The sequence below is a fragment of the Halocynthiibacter sp. C4 genome (genome assembly GCF_028823805.1).
Classification (GTDB): domain Bacteria; phylum Pseudomonadota; class Alphaproteobacteria; order Rhodobacterales; family Rhodobacteraceae; genus Falsihalocynthiibacter; species Falsihalocynthiibacter halioticoli.
Genome location: NZ_JAPEIE010000005.1, coordinates 1 through 15,028 on the forward strand (window position 1 = coordinate 1; position 15,028 = coordinate 15,028).

General features: G+C 49.2%; 17 protein-coding genes. 10 read left to right on the forward strand and 7 right to left on the reverse strand.

Annotated elements, in window-relative coordinates; all coding sequences use genetic code 11:
- The 5 genes from OU789_RS15485 to fliF form a co-directional block, all read right to left on the reverse strand.
- On the reverse strand, positions 1-695 hold a 695-nt coding region (locus OU789_RS15485), incomplete at its 3' end, for a hypothetical protein (RefSeq protein WP_274656566.1).
- 277 nt (positions 696-972) lie between these two features.
- Positions 973-1,713 (reverse strand): flagellar type III secretion system pore protein FliP, encoded by a 741-nt coding sequence (gene fliP, locus OU789_RS15490; protein ID WP_274656568.1) that lies wholly within the window; start codon positions 1,711-1,713, stop codon positions 973-975.
- Positions 1,710-1,982: a FliM/FliN family flagellar motor C-terminal domain-containing protein gene (locus tag OU789_RS15495; protein ID WP_274656570.1), complete on the reverse strand. Its 273-nt coding sequence runs from the start codon at positions 1,980-1,982 to the stop codon at positions 1,710-1,712. Before OU789_RS15495 ends, fliP begins: the two co-directional genes overlap by 4 nt.
- 7 nt (positions 1,983-1,989) lie before the next feature.
- On the reverse strand, positions 1,990-2,589 hold the full coding sequence (locus tag OU789_RS15500; protein WP_274656572.1) for a flagellar biosynthesis protein: 600 nt from the start codon (positions 2,587-2,589) through the stop codon (positions 1,990-1,992).
- Positions 2,589-4,238: a flagellar basal-body MS-ring/collar protein FliF gene (gene fliF, locus OU789_RS15505; RefSeq protein WP_274656574.1), complete on the reverse strand. Its 1,650-nt coding sequence runs from the start codon at positions 4,236-4,238 to the stop codon at positions 2,589-2,591. The genes OU789_RS15500 and fliF overlap by 1 nt, the downstream gene beginning before the upstream one ends.
- A gap of 120 nt (positions 4,239-4,358) precedes the next feature.
- On the opposite strand from fliF, the gene OU789_RS15510 reads away from it, so the two are divergent.
- From OU789_RS15510 to OU789_RS15555, 10 genes are all read left to right on the forward strand, one after another.
- Positions 4,359-4,835, forward strand: a complete 477-nt coding sequence (locus OU789_RS15510) for a flagellar basal body-associated FliL family protein (protein ID WP_274656576.1) — start codon at positions 4,359-4,361, stop codon at positions 4,833-4,835.
- Between the two features lie 10 nt (positions 4,836-4,845).
- Complete coding sequence (locus OU789_RS15515) at positions 4,846-5,214, forward strand: hypothetical protein (protein WP_263951916.1); 369 nt, start codon at positions 4,846-4,848, stop codon at positions 5,212-5,214.
- The gene (locus tag OU789_RS15520; RefSeq protein ID WP_263951915.1) at positions 5,211-5,807 is read left to right on the forward strand and encodes a MotE family protein; all 597 of its coding nucleotides are present in this window, start codon (positions 5,211-5,213) and stop codon (positions 5,805-5,807) included. Before OU789_RS15515 ends, OU789_RS15520 begins: the two co-directional genes overlap by 4 nt.
- Positions 5,808-5,881: 74 nt before the next feature.
- Positions 5,882-6,751 carry a flagellar motor stator protein MotA gene (gene motA / locus OU789_RS15525; protein ID WP_274656578.1) on the forward strand — a complete coding sequence of 290 codons (870 nt, stop codon included), beginning with the start codon at positions 5,882-5,884 and terminating at the stop codon, positions 6,749-6,751.
- On the forward strand, positions 6,748-8,700 hold the full coding sequence (locus OU789_RS15530; RefSeq protein ID WP_274656580.1) for a hypothetical protein: 1,953 nt from the start codon (positions 6,748-6,750) through the stop codon (positions 8,698-8,700). The genes motA and OU789_RS15530 overlap by 4 nt, the downstream gene beginning before the upstream one ends.
- Positions 8,701-8,750: 50 nt before the next feature.
- Positions 8,751-9,518 carry a lytic transglycosylase domain-containing protein gene (locus OU789_RS15535; RefSeq protein ID WP_274656582.1) on the forward strand — a complete coding sequence of 256 codons (768 nt, stop codon included), beginning with the start codon at positions 8,751-8,753 and terminating at the stop codon, positions 9,516-9,518.
- Positions 9,519-9,528: 10 nt separating this feature from the next.
- A complete protein-coding gene (flhA, locus tag OU789_RS15540) occupies positions 9,529-11,622 on the forward strand; it encodes a flagellar biosynthesis protein FlhA (RefSeq protein ID WP_274656584.1) in 2,094 nt (697 codons plus the stop codon).
- Positions 11,619-12,389: a flagellar biosynthetic protein FliR gene (locus OU789_RS15545; protein WP_274656586.1), complete on the forward strand. Its 771-nt coding sequence runs from the start codon at positions 11,619-11,621 to the stop codon at positions 12,387-12,389. The genes flhA and OU789_RS15545 overlap by 4 nt, the downstream gene beginning before the upstream one ends.
- Positions 12,386-13,456, forward strand: coding sequence for an EscU/YscU/HrcU family type III secretion system export apparatus switch protein (locus OU789_RS15550; RefSeq protein WP_274656588.1), 1,071 nt, complete (start codon positions 12,386-12,388; stop codon positions 13,454-13,456). Before OU789_RS15545 ends, OU789_RS15550 begins: the two co-directional genes overlap by 4 nt.
- On the forward strand, positions 13,453-13,803 hold the full coding sequence (locus tag OU789_RS15555; protein ID WP_274656590.1) for a hypothetical protein: 351 nt from the start codon (positions 13,453-13,455) through the stop codon (positions 13,801-13,803). Before OU789_RS15550 ends, OU789_RS15555 begins: the two co-directional genes overlap by 4 nt.
- Here the strand turns inward: OU789_RS15555 and OU789_RS15560 are convergent.
- A complete protein-coding gene (locus OU789_RS15560) occupies positions 13,800-14,288 on the reverse strand; it encodes a flagellar basal body-associated FliL family protein (RefSeq protein ID WP_274656592.1) in 489 nt (162 codons plus the stop codon). The genes OU789_RS15555 and OU789_RS15560 overlap by 4 nt on opposite strands.
- 8 nt (positions 14,289-14,296) lie before the next feature.
- Positions 14,297-15,022, reverse strand: a complete 726-nt coding sequence (gene flgH, locus OU789_RS15565; protein ID WP_274656594.1) for a flagellar basal body L-ring protein FlgH — start codon at positions 15,020-15,022, stop codon at positions 14,297-14,299.
- Positions 15,023-15,028 lie beyond the last annotated feature (6 nt).

The window sequence follows — 15,028 nt, forward strand, 5'->3', positions numbered from 1 at the left end:
CCGTCGCCACCGCTGTTACCGTCGCCACCGCTGTTGCCGTCGCCACCGCTGTTACCGTCGCCACCGCTGTTGCCGTCGCCACCGCTGTTGCCGTCGCCACCGCTGTTGCCGTCGCCGCCGCTGTTGCCGTCGCCGCCGCTGTTACCGTCGCCACCGCTGTTACCGTCGCCGCCGCTGTTACCGTCGCCGCCGCTGTTACCGTCGCCACCACTGTTGCCGTCGCCGCCGCTGTTACTGTCGTCGCCTGTCTCTTCTTCCTCGTCCTCTATGTCATCATCATAGTCGCGCACAGTTTTGACGGAGGTTGGCTTGGTTTTGACGGAAGTTGGCTTGGAGCTAGATTTCTTGCGTTTTGGCTCACCCATAAAAACTGGGTTTTCGTCTTTATCATTTCCGACATCGCCGCCGCCAACCGAAGCAGTTGCAAAATCAGTTAGATCGAGCGCCGTATCTGGGCAAACTTTAACCGCAGCCGCGAGTATGTCGTCGAAATTTGGCATGCTTTGAAGATACGCGACCTGACCATTGGAAAGATCCTTGAAGGCGCAGAGAATTTTGATATCTCCAGCGCTCTTAACATCTGAAATCGTGTAGAATTTCGCGCTGCTGGAATTACTCTGAGCCATAGCACCGGTTGCTGCGAATGACCCTAAAATTGCAATTGCGACTGTATTCTTGAAACCCAAGCGTCTCATGACTCTGTACTCCTGATACGAATTACTATGACGCTCGGAGCGCCTTAAACTACCTTCAATATGCGCCAACCCATCGAAATATGGAAGAACTTAGGCGAATTTGGCTCAAATTATGTCAGAAACATGTCTAAACATCACAAATTCGCCGCAATCGGTTGAATTGTTTCCACCCGCAACCCTGCGCTAGCCATGAAAAATTAGCCGAATCGAGTTTTTTTCGTGAGAAGAGGCTGACGATTATTATGATGATCTTGGCGATCTCATTGTGTGCGCAAATTCAAAAGTAACTACCGACAAGAGCTGTACTGATGAGCGTCCAGCCATCCGCTACGACAAAGAAAGCCAGCTTAAACGGAAGCGAAACGATAGCGGGTGGCACCATCATCATACCCATCGACATAAGGATCGCGGCAACAACCAAATCGATGATGAGAAATGGTAGGAAAACAATGAAACCGATCTGAAATGCCTTCGTCACTTCAGAAATGAGGAATGAAGGTATTAATATTGAAAGCTGTTCCTCGGCCACTGTAGAGCCGGAAACTGTGGATTCTCGCAGATCGACTAGCGACTGGAGCGTTTCCGGATCTGTTCTCGACATCATGAACATCTTGAACGGGGAAAGCATGTTCTCTACCGCATCCTTCAGTTCCAGCTCCTCGGCAACGAGAGGATCAAGCCCGGTCTCCCATGCTTCTTCGAACACAGGCTGCATTACGAAATAAGTCAAAAACATTGCCAAACTGACAATTAACATGTTGGGAGGTGATTGCTGCAAGCCAATAGCTTGTCGCAATATCGACAGCACAGTCACAATGAATGGGAAACACGTGATCATGATCGCCAGCCCAGGTACGACACTGAGAATCGTCAGCAGCACGATGAGTTGAATACTTCGACCAGCTACCGACGTACCCTCGCCAAAGGAGATCGCAATTTCCTGTGCGTTAACTGCATCTCCTGACACGGCTAGAATTAGAAAGGTCAGGAATAGAACGCGAATTGGGAGCGAGTTCATCTGTTTTGACTTTCTGTCAAACCGCTAACTGTCGTGAGCTTGACGGCAAGGTTGCCGCGTTGATCTCCGTCCATCTCAACCAGCTCACCCGTTGCCACCAATTTGTTGCCCAAGTAGAGCATTACCGGATCATCAACGCGCGCATCTAAGGGCAGTACTGTTCCCTTTTGTGCTTCGATTAAATCCTTAATCAGAGGGCGCGCGCGCCCGACTGATACGGTTAACTCTAGCGGGAAGTCGGTATACAGTTTGCCCACAGTCTCGTTCATTGAATTCTCATCCATTTGCTACCAGCCCTCCGTCTTCTTCAAACAAGCCGTCTACGATTTCATTAATGCCTTCAAATACGCTTTCGACATCGATCTGACGCTCGCTTGCTCCAAAACGCAAAAACACTTGGCCGACCCCAAGAGAGGGCTCTTCAACGAACTGCAATGGAAGGCTTTCAACTTTGCTGGAAGAAGGTGTGATCTTTTCAAGAGTTGCAGAGGATGCGACAATCTCAACCGGAACATCGCAGGCACCATTCGCCAGCGCTAACGCTTTCTGAACCACAAGATCGCCAAAACTATCCATCGCAATACTTGGAAGAACTTTAGCCGTTATTTTCTTCAGCACGGGCTCAAGTGATTTCAAAACTGACGACCGTGCTTCATGATAGGTAAATGACAACTCATTAAGGTTGCCCGCGAGTTCTTCCGAAATTCTCGTCTGGTCACTTTCATTAGCGGCAACACAATCTTCCCATCCCGCCTTGTACCCTTGCTCATATGCCGCGAGACGGATTTCTTCCTGCTTTTCAATTGGAAGCTTTTGACTTTTGATTTCCAGTCGCTCTGTAGCTGAAAAATCATCAAGCTGAACAGGTTTTGACATTATGTTGTCTCCCCTTCTTCCATCCAGTTTTTCAATGTCGCAACCGTTTCTTCCTGACGTTCCTCAATCATCTTACGAAGTCGCGCGACAGGATCACTAGACTCGGTTTGACCGACAAATCCGGAGGCCACATTGAGCTCCGGCAATGGCTCAAACTCGTTACCAGAATCAAATTCTGCAATTGTGTTCATCTGATGAATCGGCAGACTTCCATCATCAATTTCACCGCTGATTGGAGCGTTTTGGCGCTGCTCGCGCGTGAGTTCATTTGGCAGTTCAAGCGTTTCACCAGCCTGACCTACGTTATGTTTCCCCAAGAAAAATGGTCTGATCACAAATAGAATTGCTGTCATCGCGACCAAACCGAGCAACACAAGCTGAACGATTTGGGTCAGATTGATTCCCATTGTAGTCAGAATACCGACATCAGCTTCCGTCCCAAGTTCGGCTGTTTTTTCAAACACCATGGACTTGATGGTAATTACATCGCCGCGAGTTTCGTCGTACCCGACCGCGGAGGCAACAAGGTCTCTGAGCGCATCCAATTCTTCTTGCGAACGAGGGGCTGTGCTTTCGTTGCCCGCTTCGTCGACCGTATGAACCGCGTCGACAAGTACTGCTACAGTTATCTTCTTTATCGCGCCCGGAGCCTTTAGAACTTCGCGTTTCGTCTCAGAAACCTCATAGTTTGTCCGCTCTTTTGATTCTCGATCTTCGCTACTTCGGTTGTCATCTTTTGCCCCCGCATCACCATCCGGCAAATTGCTCGCGACGGTCACAGCAGACCCCCGAAAATCATTGGATTTCGCAGTCCGTTCTTCAATTTCCGTACTAATCGCCACACGGCTCTCAGGATCGAACTCACGCGAAACGATAGATTCACTATCCATGTCGGCTTCAACGCTGACTTCGACAGCAACATTTTCCGGCCCTACGCGTGCCGCAATAATCCGGAGCACTCGATTCTTGATGTCCTTCGCGCGCTCGTCCGGATTTTGGAAACCGTGATCTTCATTTTCAGCGCCGATCACTTTGCCAATACGCCCATCAATCACGGAAACATTCTCTGGCATAAGACCAGAAACGGCCGACGCCACAAGAAATCTTAGGGCGCGCGCTTGATCTGGGGTAACTGTGCTTTGCGCTTTGACTGTCACCGATGCGGTGCGGTCACCATCCCGACTAAACGGCTGCTTGACCATATTCGATAGATGAACACGAGCACTTTTGTAGCTTGAACTGGCAAGAATTGTGCGCGCCAACTCCCCTTCTTTCGCACGCCAGTACGCCGCGTCAAACATCTGCGACGTGGTTCCGATACCTGTAAGAGAATCGAGCAGCTCATAGCCTTGTGCGCCGTTCTCAGGGAGCCCATCTGCGGCGAGCGAGAGCCGCAACTCGTCTCTAAGCTGGCTATCGACGTAGATCGCGCTCCCACGCACCTCATATGGCGCACTACGCTGCTCAAGAGCTGCAACGACCTCACCAGCACTTCCTGGCTCTAAACCCGCGTACAATAGAGACATGGATGTAGAAGATGCGACCCGCGAGATCATCAACACCGCACTAAACATAGCCAGAGTTGCCACGACGACAGAAATTTTCCGAGGCATACTCAGAGACTGCCAGAGAGCGAGAAATTGTTGCACTTCGATTCCTTTTCAATTGGCTTCTGCCAAATCAACAGAATCAACTTTCACCGATCAGCCTTAACAATCGGTTAGTTTTCATGCGGCATAACGATTCCATCGCAATTAACGGTGGACGAAATGGTTGCCCAGGATTCTGAAAAGATAAGCCGCTCATCAGGAGCCATTCGAATGGTCCTGTTAAGTCTCGTACTTTTTTTGGCTGGCGGTGCCGGTAGCTACTTTTATTTCAGCATGGGAACCAATGCGGTTAAGAAGAGTTCGAAGGAGCACGCCAGCGAAACACCTGACTACTCGGACGTTTCGTTCGTTCCCATTGAGCCTTTGCTCATTTCGCTCAACGACGGCAACAACCAACGGCATCTTAGGTTCTCCGCTCAAATCGAAGTCCCGAAGGGTAAGGAAAAGGCCGTTGAGGCTTTAAAGCCCAGGATTGTGGACACCCTGAACCGCTACTTGAGGGCCTTGAAAGTCCAAGACTTGGAGCGTTCGAATTCACTCTACATGCTCCGGATCCAAGTCCTCTATCGCGTTCAACTCATAGTCGGCGAGGAGAATGCGAGTGATCTCCTAATCATGGAATTCGTTTTAAACTAGAGAGGCTTAGATGGATTTAATTTCAGACATATTCTTGCTCGCAGGAACATTAGGCGCTGCTCTTTATTGCGTGATCCTTTCACGGCGGCTCAAAAAATTTAATGACCTTGAGAAAGGGGTTGGAGGCGCGGTCGCCGTCATGTCGGCACAGGTCGATGACATGACGACCACCTTGCAGAACGCCCAGCAGGCGGCCGTCAACTCAACCGCTTCGCTTCATTCACTAACCGAACGTGCAGAAACTGCCGCAAAGCAACTCGAAATTCTCGTTGCCTCTCTGCACGATCTGCCCGTGAACGGCGAGGCTCCGCAAGCTGAAGCAGCCCCGAAAGAGAGTGTAAAGGGCGCTGGCTTTTTTCATCGATCGGGGGCCAAATGAGACCTAAGCAAACTAAAGACGTGCGTTCCAGAAAACGAAAAAGCAGCCGAAACGTCCTTATCATCGTTGCTAGCTTCTTTATTCTCTCCGCGCTCATGCGCCTCGGCAGTGGCGCGGGCCCAGCGCTTGCACGCGAATTTGAGAGTTTAACCGCTCCGGCAGAACCCGATTACTGTATTCCGACGGATGGCCTTGAGGCACTTGTAACCTCTTTGCAAGAACGAGAACGAAATGCAGAGAAACGAGAGGCCGAAATTGCAGAGAGGTTAGCAACGCTTGCAATTGCGGAACGGGTCTATGAAGAAAATATGCAAGATCTCCTCGCCGCAGAAGAGGCCTTAAGCCAAACAATCGCCCAAGCAAACTCCGCTGCGGACGAAGATATTAATAAGCTCACCGCACTATACGAGAACATGAAAGCCAGCGAATCTGCGCCTCTCTTTGAGCAGATGGAACCTGATTTTGCCGCCGGTTTTATCGCGAGAATGCGGTCCGAAACCGCTGCCAATATTCTCGCATCACTACCAGCTGAGTCCGCATATGCAATTAGCGTCGTTTTAGCAGGGCGCAATGCGAACATTCAGTCCGAATGATGGGCATATTGAGGGTTTTTTAATACACACCTGCAATTCTTTTCAGAGTTTTCCCTAGTTAGTGAGCAAAGTAAATGCTTGGAATAATAGGCGTTGTCGTGATTTTCGTCATGGTCTTTGGTGGCTATTTAGCCGCTGGTGGCAAGATGTCGATAATACTTCATTCATTACCTTTTGAGTTGATGATGATCGGCGGTGCGGGTGTTGGTGCATTCCTCATCTCGAATGATTCTTCTGGGGCGAAATCCACATTATCTGACGTTCTAAAAGTCTTTCGCGGCACACGCTGGAAACACAATGATTACCGCGATCTACTTTGCTTGTTATTTGAGCTCATTAGACTCGCACGGCAAAACTCGGTTGCACTCGAAGAACACATCGAAGCACCGGAAACGTCCGAAATATTTACACGTTACCCGCGCATTCTCGCCGACGCCGAGGCAATCGGCTTGATCTGCGACACATTGCGTTCTGCCTCGATGAACTACGATGATCCGCATCAAGTTGAGGACGTATTGGAGAAGCGCATAGAAGCAAATTTTCAACACGCAATGCACGGAAGTCACGCCCTTCAGGCGCTTGCAGATGGGCTGCCTGCGCTTGGCATTGTTGCCGCGGTTCTTGGTGTTATCAAAACAATGGCATCGATTGATCAACCCCCTGAAATACTTGGAAAACTGATTGGCGGCGCGCTTGTCGGGACCTTTCTCGGCGTCTTTCTCGCTTATGGGTTGATGGGCCCGTTTGCTGCAAAGGTTCAATCGGTCGTCGAAGAAGATGCACATTTCTACAGCCTGATAAAAGATGTGCTCGTTGCCAACCTGCACAACCACGCCACAAATATTTGCATCGAGGTCGGACGGCAAAACACTCCAAGCCACAGTCGCCCAAGTTTCGGAGAGCTAGAAGAGGCGCTTAAAGAAGTTAAGTCGGTCGCGGTATGAAACGCTTTGGCTTAATCCTTGCGCTTTTGTTTTTGGGCGTCCCGCTCGCCGCTGAAACGATTGTCGCGCGGTCTGGCGAACACAAAGATTTTTCCAGGCTGGTTCTCGACTTTTCCAAAGAAGTTGATTGGAGCCTGCGCAAAGTGGAAAGCGGTTACACGCTTCACTTTGAATCCAATGACCTATCGATACTCACGAACGAAATATTTGATCGCATACCTCGCACGCGCATCGAAGATGTTAGTTTTGACGCGAGAAACCAAGTCCTTTCACTTCGTTTAAATTGTGAATGCAAGACAGAAGCGTTTGTACTGGACGGCGATAGGCTCGTGTTAGACGTGTTTAACGAAGACCCGACTAGGTCCGCGCATAACAATACCGAAGAAAACAAAGAGGCCGCTTCGCTAGTTGGTAGAATTAAATCTGTATTGGGCTACGCAATAACCCAAATGGCTCTACTGCAGCCTCAAGCCCGAATACTTAGCGACAAACTAGTTGTGAATTTCATCGATTCAAACGACCCTGAAGAAATTGCAAAAGATAGGCGTTCAAGTTTGACCTCACTGTCTTCAAATTTTGAGCGACAATTGCTTACCGAACTAGGTCGAGTTGCAAATCACGGTTTCGTGGAAATTGCACCGATAACAGAGATGAAACCCGACTCGGCCGTCAAATTAGACAGCAACGCACACCCAGTGCGAGGGAATAATTCAATTCAGGAAGAGGCCCCGCGTTCTGCTACTCCCACACAACTACAGTCTGAAATCCATGACCCCTTGCAACATGCAAATGCATCGAAATTTCATAAAAAGCCATTCTGCGATTTTGATTTTAACTTAAACAACTGGGCGATCGTTGAGGACCCGATAGAAAATCTACGCAAAGCCAATCATGCAGTCCAATTAGAATCAACTGAGAGTAACAAACTTCGGCAGATCAAAGCACATATCTATGCTGGGTTAGGATCTGAAGCCTTAGGCCTACTCGAACAGAAAAGTCAAAAATTTAATTCTAGAGGCGTGCTTAGCCTAATTGCGCAAAGGCTAACTGGGAAGAATCCAAACGATGAGCTAACCGCAAACTTACCAGAGAATTGCGGCATACGATTGCTTTTCTGGACGAACCTAGGGCGCAACGAACCGAGAACTAAAACAGAAGAAATGAAAAGGCAGTTCGCATTACTACCTGGACACCTTCAAAAGAAAATCTCTGCGTTATACAACGTCGAACTAGATGGCGATGTCAGCTACGGCGAAGACAGATACTTCCCTTTGATCGGTGAAAAAGTAGCTCGTGAACTTGGGGAGCTTGAAGCAAGCGCTCTCAAATCGATTGTAAGCGGCTTTTCAACATCCCAATCGGTTACCGCAAGCGAACGAGTGATCCTGGAAAGTATTGATCTAGAATTCCGCGCAACGGAAATGGGTCGCTACACAAAAGAAATCTTAGTTGAAGCGTTGATAAACCAAAAAGAATTTGAGGTTGCGCTCGAAATTGCGCAAAAGAGCAATCAATTCAATCTGCTTAGTCCGTATAAACCAAGCTTAATTGAGCGTATTTTCCAAGCAAACATTGATGCGGAGATCGAGGAGTTTCTACTATTTCAACTGAGCGAAAGCGCTTTGGAAGAGCGCAGCGATCTACCTCCGAATCTACAAAAAAAGATCTCCGAGAGGCTCAACACACTTGGGTTCATAACGCACGAATCTCAGCCGAGACAAACAGGCTCAGTGAAGCCTACAGCGGAAAGAACTCGAGATTGGGGCAACCGAGAGATGCCCAACAATGGGCAACGAGCCGATTCCCAAATCGAAACACATACCGTCGGAGTTGTTAACGATACACCTCAGAGCCAAATCACCCCTAAATTCGCAGTGCAGCTTCTTCAAAATAGTCGAGCAGACCGTGAGAGATTGAGTGAACTGTCTAACTCAATCACCGTGGAATAGCAGCCAGCGGCACTAACCTTTGCTTAAGGTTCGCTCTGTATTTTGGGAGAATGAGATGCAAGAATTGCAAGGCTCTTGGCAGCCTCCAAAATGACAAAATTTTTGTTCGTGTCCAGCGACGCGCGCTTCAAGCTATTCTTGGAGTACTGCTGGCCTTCGCTGCCCCATTTGCAGGCCACGCAAGTCTAAACAACTCACAAAACTCGGTATGTTCAGATGCGACGCTTGCCGCTGCAAATCAAACAGGTGTGCCGGTAGAAGTCCTATATTCTATTTCGCTAGCCGAGACAGGCCGAAAGAAAAACGGGAGCTTTTCGCCCTGGCCCTGGACGGTAAATATGGAAGGCAAAGGTGTCTGGTTCGATTCAAGAAACCAAGCTTTCGACTATGTTCAAGATAGTTATCTAGGTGGCGCGCGCAGTTTCGACATTGGTTGCTTTCAGATTAACTACAGGTGGCACGGCCACAATTTCTCTTCGATCCAAGAAATGTTCGACCCGGAGAAAAACGCGATATATGCGGCGCGATTTTTGAAAGATCTCTATCAGGAAATGGGCAACTGGGAAGACGCTGCCGGCGCATACCACTCACGTACACCCGAGTTTGCCAACAAATACAAAAAACGCTTCAAACGTATAAAGAGTTCGCTACCTAAAGAGGTCATAACGGAGACCCATTCCGAAGAACAGGACAGCAGCAGCGTCGTCGCAAACGAGAACCTATTCCCGCTTCTACGACAAACAGATCAACTGCCAGTGCTCGGTTCCCTGGTGCCCATGGGCGAGCGACAAACATCTCGTTTCATAGCAAGCAATTAGGTCATCCATAATGCGACTCTCGAACCAGATTCCCTTGCTATTCAGCCCAACAGTACTGCTGGCTTTGGCCTTGATGGCAGTTATCGTGATGATGATTTTGCCCGTCCCTTCTTGGGTTCTCGACGTTGGATTAGCTGCTTCGTTTGCTCTTGCGATATTGATGTTTACGGTCACCCTATTCATCGAACGCCCCTTGGATTTCTCAGCGTTTCCGACGGTTCTGTTAGCATCACTCATGCTGCGTTTGTCGCTCAATGTGTCATCGACCAAGCTCATCATCGGCCAGGGACATACCGGCGCGAACGCGGCCGGCAATGTGATTCAAGGCTTTGCAAGTTTCATAATGAGCGGCAGCGTTTTCTTGGGGTTGGTCGTTTTTGGTGTTCTTCTCATTGTCAACTTCATCGTCATCACTAAAGGCGCTGGCCGAATGGCTGAAGTGGGAGCGCGGTTTGCATTGGACGCAATGCCCGGCAAACAACTGGCCATCGATGCAGACATGTCCGCAGGAGCAATCAGCCACGCCGAGGCGAAAGCCCGCCGTGAGAACGACCAAGCCGAAACAACCTTCTTTGGTTCTCTCGATGGTGCGTCAAAATTTGTGAAAGGCGATGCTGTTGCAGGGCTTCTCATTACACTGCTCAATCTTGTGATGGGGCTTGTAATGGGCTTGGTTGTTCACAAAATGCCAGCGGGACAAGCCCTAGAAACTTACGCAATACTAACAGTCGGAGATGGCTTAGTTTCACAGATTCCAGCCGTCATAATCTCTATCGCTTCAGCGCTCTTGCTTGCACGCGGCGGGGCAACAGGCTCAACAGATCTCGCAATATTCTCACAACTCGGGCGCCACCACTCTGCACTCGCGACCGTCGCTTTCCTTATGGGCATATTTGCTCTGGTTCCGGGGCTTCCATTTCTCCCATTTATGCTCGGCGCAGCTTTGCTTGGTTCTGCGTCTTGGTTTGTTTTCGCGAAAAACAAAACTTCCCAGGCCGATGAACTCACCGCTGAAAGCAACGCCGAACAGGTCGCTGCTGAAAAATCGCTAGGGGATTTGTTGGACCTTGATGACATCCATATAGAATTTGCGCCCGATCTCATAAATATGGTGCTCGACCCAGCAACAGGACTCGACGTCAGAATCGAGAATATGCGCAAACATATTGCGACCGTCTACGGTTTGATTCTTCCCGAAATACGGCTTTCTGATAACGCTACGCTTCCAAACGGTACGTACATCATCAACATTCAAGGTGTCGAACAAGCAAGCGACCGAGTTGAGCAAGACAAGGTTCTCGCATTGCTGGCCGACAACCAAGATCTTCTGGAAGCAGGCACCAATGTAAAGGAACCTGTATACGGCGCTCCGGCCCGCTGGATAAACTCTGAGAATCAAGAGGCTGTTGCCACGTCAGGCATCACCCTTGTGTCCCCCAGCGAAGTGCTCGCCACACACCTTTTAGAAACAATCAGAAGCAACTTTCCCCGGCTTCTAACACTGAAAGCTCTTCGCCGCATACTCGAGGAATTCACAAATCTTTCAGACGAATCTCGCGCGCGCGCAAATCAGCAGCTACTCGACGAACTCATTCCCGAAAAAGTGCCTGTGGATCTTCTACTTAGCGTGATGCGCCAACTGCTCGAAGAGCAAGTTTCTGTACGAAATCTTGCACTCATTCTGGAAGCCATCTCTGAAGCTCGACCTGTGTATCAAAAAAGCGAAGGCATTACAGAACACGTCCGCCAGCGGCTTGGCTTTCAACTCGTCTCTGAGCTTCGCCGCGACGATGGCTCAATCCCTCTTGTCCAACTCGCTCCGGAATGGGAGGCGACCTTCAGTCAGTATCAAATCGAGGGTGATCGAGGGCAAATAGACGTTGCCCTTCCTCCTGACGAATTCAATTCTCTGGCTGCTGGAATCGCGCAGAAAGTCGCACGCGCCGGAGAAAACGGAGCGTTCCCAGCAATCGTAACTTCAAGAATGCGGCGGCGTTTCCTCAGAACCGTTCTGACCGCCAAAGGCATCTCTAACCCAGTCCTCTCATTTGAGGAAATTGGGACAGACGCGAAACCAGCGCTTGTTGGGTTTGTCACGAAATGACAGCCGACCTTTCCATACTCTTAGCCCAAAATCAGGCAATTATTACGTCGTTTTTCCTTACTTTCCTGCGAGTCGGCGCAACAATGGCACTACTGCCAGCATTCGGTGAGCACGCAATTCCAATGCGAATACGTCTGGGCCTATCGGTGGCATTCACTGTACCGGTATATTCAATCTTGTTTCCAGAGCACCAAGCGTTTCCGGAAATTGGGATTGTTGAAGTAGCCGTCGAAATAGCAGCCGGCCTGTCCTTGGGCATAATTCTTCGTTCATTCGTTTTCGCACTTCAAATGATTGGTGCGATTGTTGCTCAATCGATTTCGCTTTCGCAAATGTTTGGTACGGCATCATCGGAGCCACAGCCCGCCATCGGGCACTTGTTGTTCTGGGGTGGGCTCTCGGTGGCGCTCGCAAACGGATTTCATCTTCTCGTTATCGAAGCGTTAACACTCTCCTATACCGCTATTCCCTTTGGGCAGCTTCCATCTGGCGAAAATCTTACCAACTTAGGTGTTAGTCACATCGCCAGAGCATTTTCGCTCGCCTTTGTCCTTTCTTCGCCGTTTGTCGCTGCTTCTTTACTCTACAACGTTGCAATCGGCGTCATTAACCGTGCGATGCCACAGTTGATGGTCGCGATGGTCGGTGCGCCCGCGATCACCTTAGGAGGAATTGCGCTTCTTCTGCTGATCTCGCCCGCAATTATCTCCCTTTGGTGGGCAGCGTTTTCTGAAACTCTTTCTAATCCGTTTTTGAAACCTCAATGAGCCAAAACGACGAAGGTGAAAAACAATATGAAGCGTCTCAGCAGAAGCTGGATGACGCTCGAAAGAAAGGTGAGATTCCGCGCTCAACGGATTTGATCACAGCTGCTTCTTTTACAGGTTTTCTAATTGCGTTGTTTGTGTTCGGGCCAAATGCAATTCCGCGCTCAGCGGCGGCACTTTCCATATTACTGCATTCGCCACAAAACTTCGTAGCTGCAACGACATCTGCGAGTTTGACCGGAGCAATTGCTTCATCACTGTTTCCGTTAGCCCCTCTTTTCGTCTTGCCTGTAGTGATGGTTATTGGTGTCGTTTTCTTTCAGAAAGGCTTTGTTTTTGCGCCAGCAAAACTCGAACCCAAACTGTCCAAAATCTCTCCGCTGTCGAATTTGAAGAATAAGTTTGGTCGTTCAGGATTATTTGAGTTTGGCAAAAGCACAGCAAAACTGGTGCTGGTTTCAATTATTCTCGGCGTATTTCTAGCGAAGAAACGCGATGTAATTCTATCAATCGCAAAGCTCTCCGCGCAGCAAGCAATCATTGGAATGATGTCGCTGATAGTCCAATTTGTTATGGTCGTAGTGTTGATTTCCGTTTGTATCGGCGCTGTTGATTATCTGTTCCAGTACAAAGAACATCACCGAAAAAACATGATGTCTCGAAAAGAACTAACAGACGAACAGAAGAATTCCGAAGGCGACCCACATCAAAAAGGGCAGCGTCGTCAGCGCGGGCAAGAAATTGCACTCAATAGAATGATGACGGAAGTGCCGAAGGCTGATGTTGTGCTGGTTAACCCAACCCATTTCGCTGTTGCGTTAGTTTGGAACAAAAAGAACGGGGGCGCTCCGGTCTGCGTTGCAAAGGGAGTAGATGAAGTTGCAATGAGAATTCGCGAGACAGCGATGGAGAACGGTGTCCCAATTCACCGAGACCCACCCGCAACCCGCGCCATTTATGCGACTGTCGAACTTGGCGAAGAAGTCCATGCGGAACACTACGAGGCGGTTGCACTTGCGATCCGGTTCGCTGAGAGCGTTCGAAAGAAAGCAGGAAAACTTACATGAAGCAGCGCAACCTCGAACAACTCAAGATGCTTGCAAAGCTCAAACTCGACACCGAGCTCGGCAAGTTAAATGCATTGGAAAGTGCTAACCAAATTCTATCGGAAGAGTTCACGTCTCTGGCCCAATCTTCAGCTTGTTACGGGACAGACACCAGTATCGAAACCACCATCGCTTACTGTGAACTCAGTTCGAGGTGGAACGACTGGCGATCAATGCGCGCGGTGGAGATAAACACAGAGCGTTCAAATATTATGGCCGAGATTGATGCCCAGAAAAACAAAGCGGCCAAGGCTTTTGGGCAAACTCAAGCTCTTAAGTCGCTTTCAAAATCGAAGAATAGTCGCTAGTTCGATATGTTCTGCCTAACAATATCGGTGATAAGAACATCGGTAACTTGATTATCTGTTGCCTCTCTAACCGACGCAAGCAACCTAGTTTGCAGAAGGTCGAGATTGTTGCGCGATGCAAATTGCCCGTCAAAGCCTCCGTCATTCGCGTGATCAAAGAGCACTGCCAGAAGCTCATTGCGGATTTTTGGTTCCATCTCAAATACAGCTTCTTTCTGCCCCTCCTTCACCTCAAGACTCAGCGAAAGAACCGCCAATGCTCCCACATCATTTTCACGAACAATTGGAACAACAAACTGGTTACTAAGTTTTAAGTACTCGCTTGAGATGCTTTCAATTTCAGCCACCTCCAATGGGTGAGTTTCCGTTGTGTCCAGCGTGCATTCATCATTTAATGCTGCCTGCATCAGTGGAACCGCTTTAGAAGAGCCAAAACCCACCGCAATTCCAAATAGACACAATACTATTGGTAGTAGGAACTTCATCGCGCGCCTCAAAATGGTAACACAATATCGGCTATCTGCTGTCCGTATGCGGGCTGCTGAACCGTCGTAATTTGACCGCGGCCACCGTATGAAATGCGGGCCGACGCGATTTTGTCATAGGTAATTTGATTTTGGCGCGTGATGTCGCCAGGTCGAACATAACCAGAAACAAGCAATTCCCGAATTTCGAAATTGACCCGAACTTCTTGCGATCCCTGAATTGCCAAAACGCCGTTCTGTAAAACGTCAACGACAGTAGCCGCGACTCGAAGCGTGATTTTCTCTTTGCGCTTCACTTGGCCGTCGCCCTGATGTGAAGTAGACGAGTTCGTTTCGACTGCGTTTGCCATGTTTGCCCCGACAGGAAGCAACTCGTTTGCACGTTGAGGCAACCCAAAGAACGAAGGAATTCCCATTGACTTCTGCCCGTCACGGCTCCGTTCGGTGGAATTGGATATTTCTGCTTTCTCATCTATCTCAATTACAACAGTGAGAATATCTCCCCGCTTCAGCGCTCTTCGATCTCCAAGAAGCGATTGCTGCTCTCTGCTCCAAAGCGAGGCGACGTCTTTGCGGCTGCGGTCAACCGTTGCAGGAAACCCAGGCGACATCATTGCATTGTATTCTGGGCCGGTAACGGAGTTGGTAAAGTCGGGAGCACGCCCAACCTCCTCCAACGGTGAACAGGCTACAGCGCCACAGAGAAAACCGGCAGAAATCAGTACTTTTTTCATAATCAT

Coding starts and splice junctions, on each gene's coding strand:
- fliP (WP_274656568.1), bottom strand. CDS start 1,713: ATGAACTCGCTCCCAATTCGCGTTCTATTCCTGACCTTTCTAATTCTA.
- OU789_RS15495 (WP_274656570.1), bottom strand. CDS start 1,982: ATGAACGAGACTGTGGGCAAACTGTATACCGACTTCCCGCTAGAGTTA.
- OU789_RS15500 (WP_274656572.1), bottom strand. CDS start 2,589: ATGTCAAAACCTGTTCAGCTTGATGATTTTTCAGCTACAGAGCGACTG.
- OU789_RS15510 (WP_274656576.1), top strand. CDS start 4,359: ATGGTTGCCCAGGATTCTGAAAAGATAAGCCGCTCATCAGGAGCCATT.
- OU789_RS15515 (WP_263951916.1), top strand. CDS start 4,846: ATGGATTTAATTTCAGACATATTCTTGCTCGCAGGAACATTAGGCGCT.
- OU789_RS15520 (WP_263951915.1), top strand. CDS start 5,211: ATGAGACCTAAGCAAACTAAAGACGTGCGTTCCAGAAAACGAAAAAGC.
- motA (WP_274656578.1), top strand. CDS start 5,882: ATGCTTGGAATAATAGGCGTTGTCGTGATTTTCGTCATGGTCTTTGGT.
- OU789_RS15530 (WP_274656580.1), top strand. CDS start 6,748: ATGAAACGCTTTGGCTTAATCCTTGCGCTTTTGTTTTTGGGCGTCCCG.
- OU789_RS15535 (WP_274656582.1), top strand. CDS start 8,751: ATGAGATGCAAGAATTGCAAGGCTCTTGGCAGCCTCCAAAATGACAAA.
- flhA (WP_274656584.1), top strand. CDS start 9,529: ATGCGACTCTCGAACCAGATTCCCTTGCTATTCAGCCCAACAGTACTG.
- OU789_RS15545 (WP_274656586.1), top strand. CDS start 11,619: ATGACAGCCGACCTTTCCATACTCTTAGCCCAAAATCAGGCAATTATT.
- OU789_RS15550 (WP_274656588.1), top strand. CDS start 12,386: ATGAGCCAAAACGACGAAGGTGAAAAACAATATGAAGCGTCTCAGCAG.
- OU789_RS15555 (WP_274656590.1), top strand. CDS start 13,453: ATGAAGCAGCGCAACCTCGAACAACTCAAGATGCTTGCAAAGCTCAAA.
- OU789_RS15560 (WP_274656592.1), bottom strand. CDS start 14,288: ATGAAGTTCCTACTACCAATAGTATTGTGTCTATTTGGAATTGCGGTG.
- flgH (WP_274656594.1), bottom strand. CDS start 15,022: ATGAAAAAAGTACTGATTTCTGCCGGTTTTCTCTGTGGCGCTGTAGCC.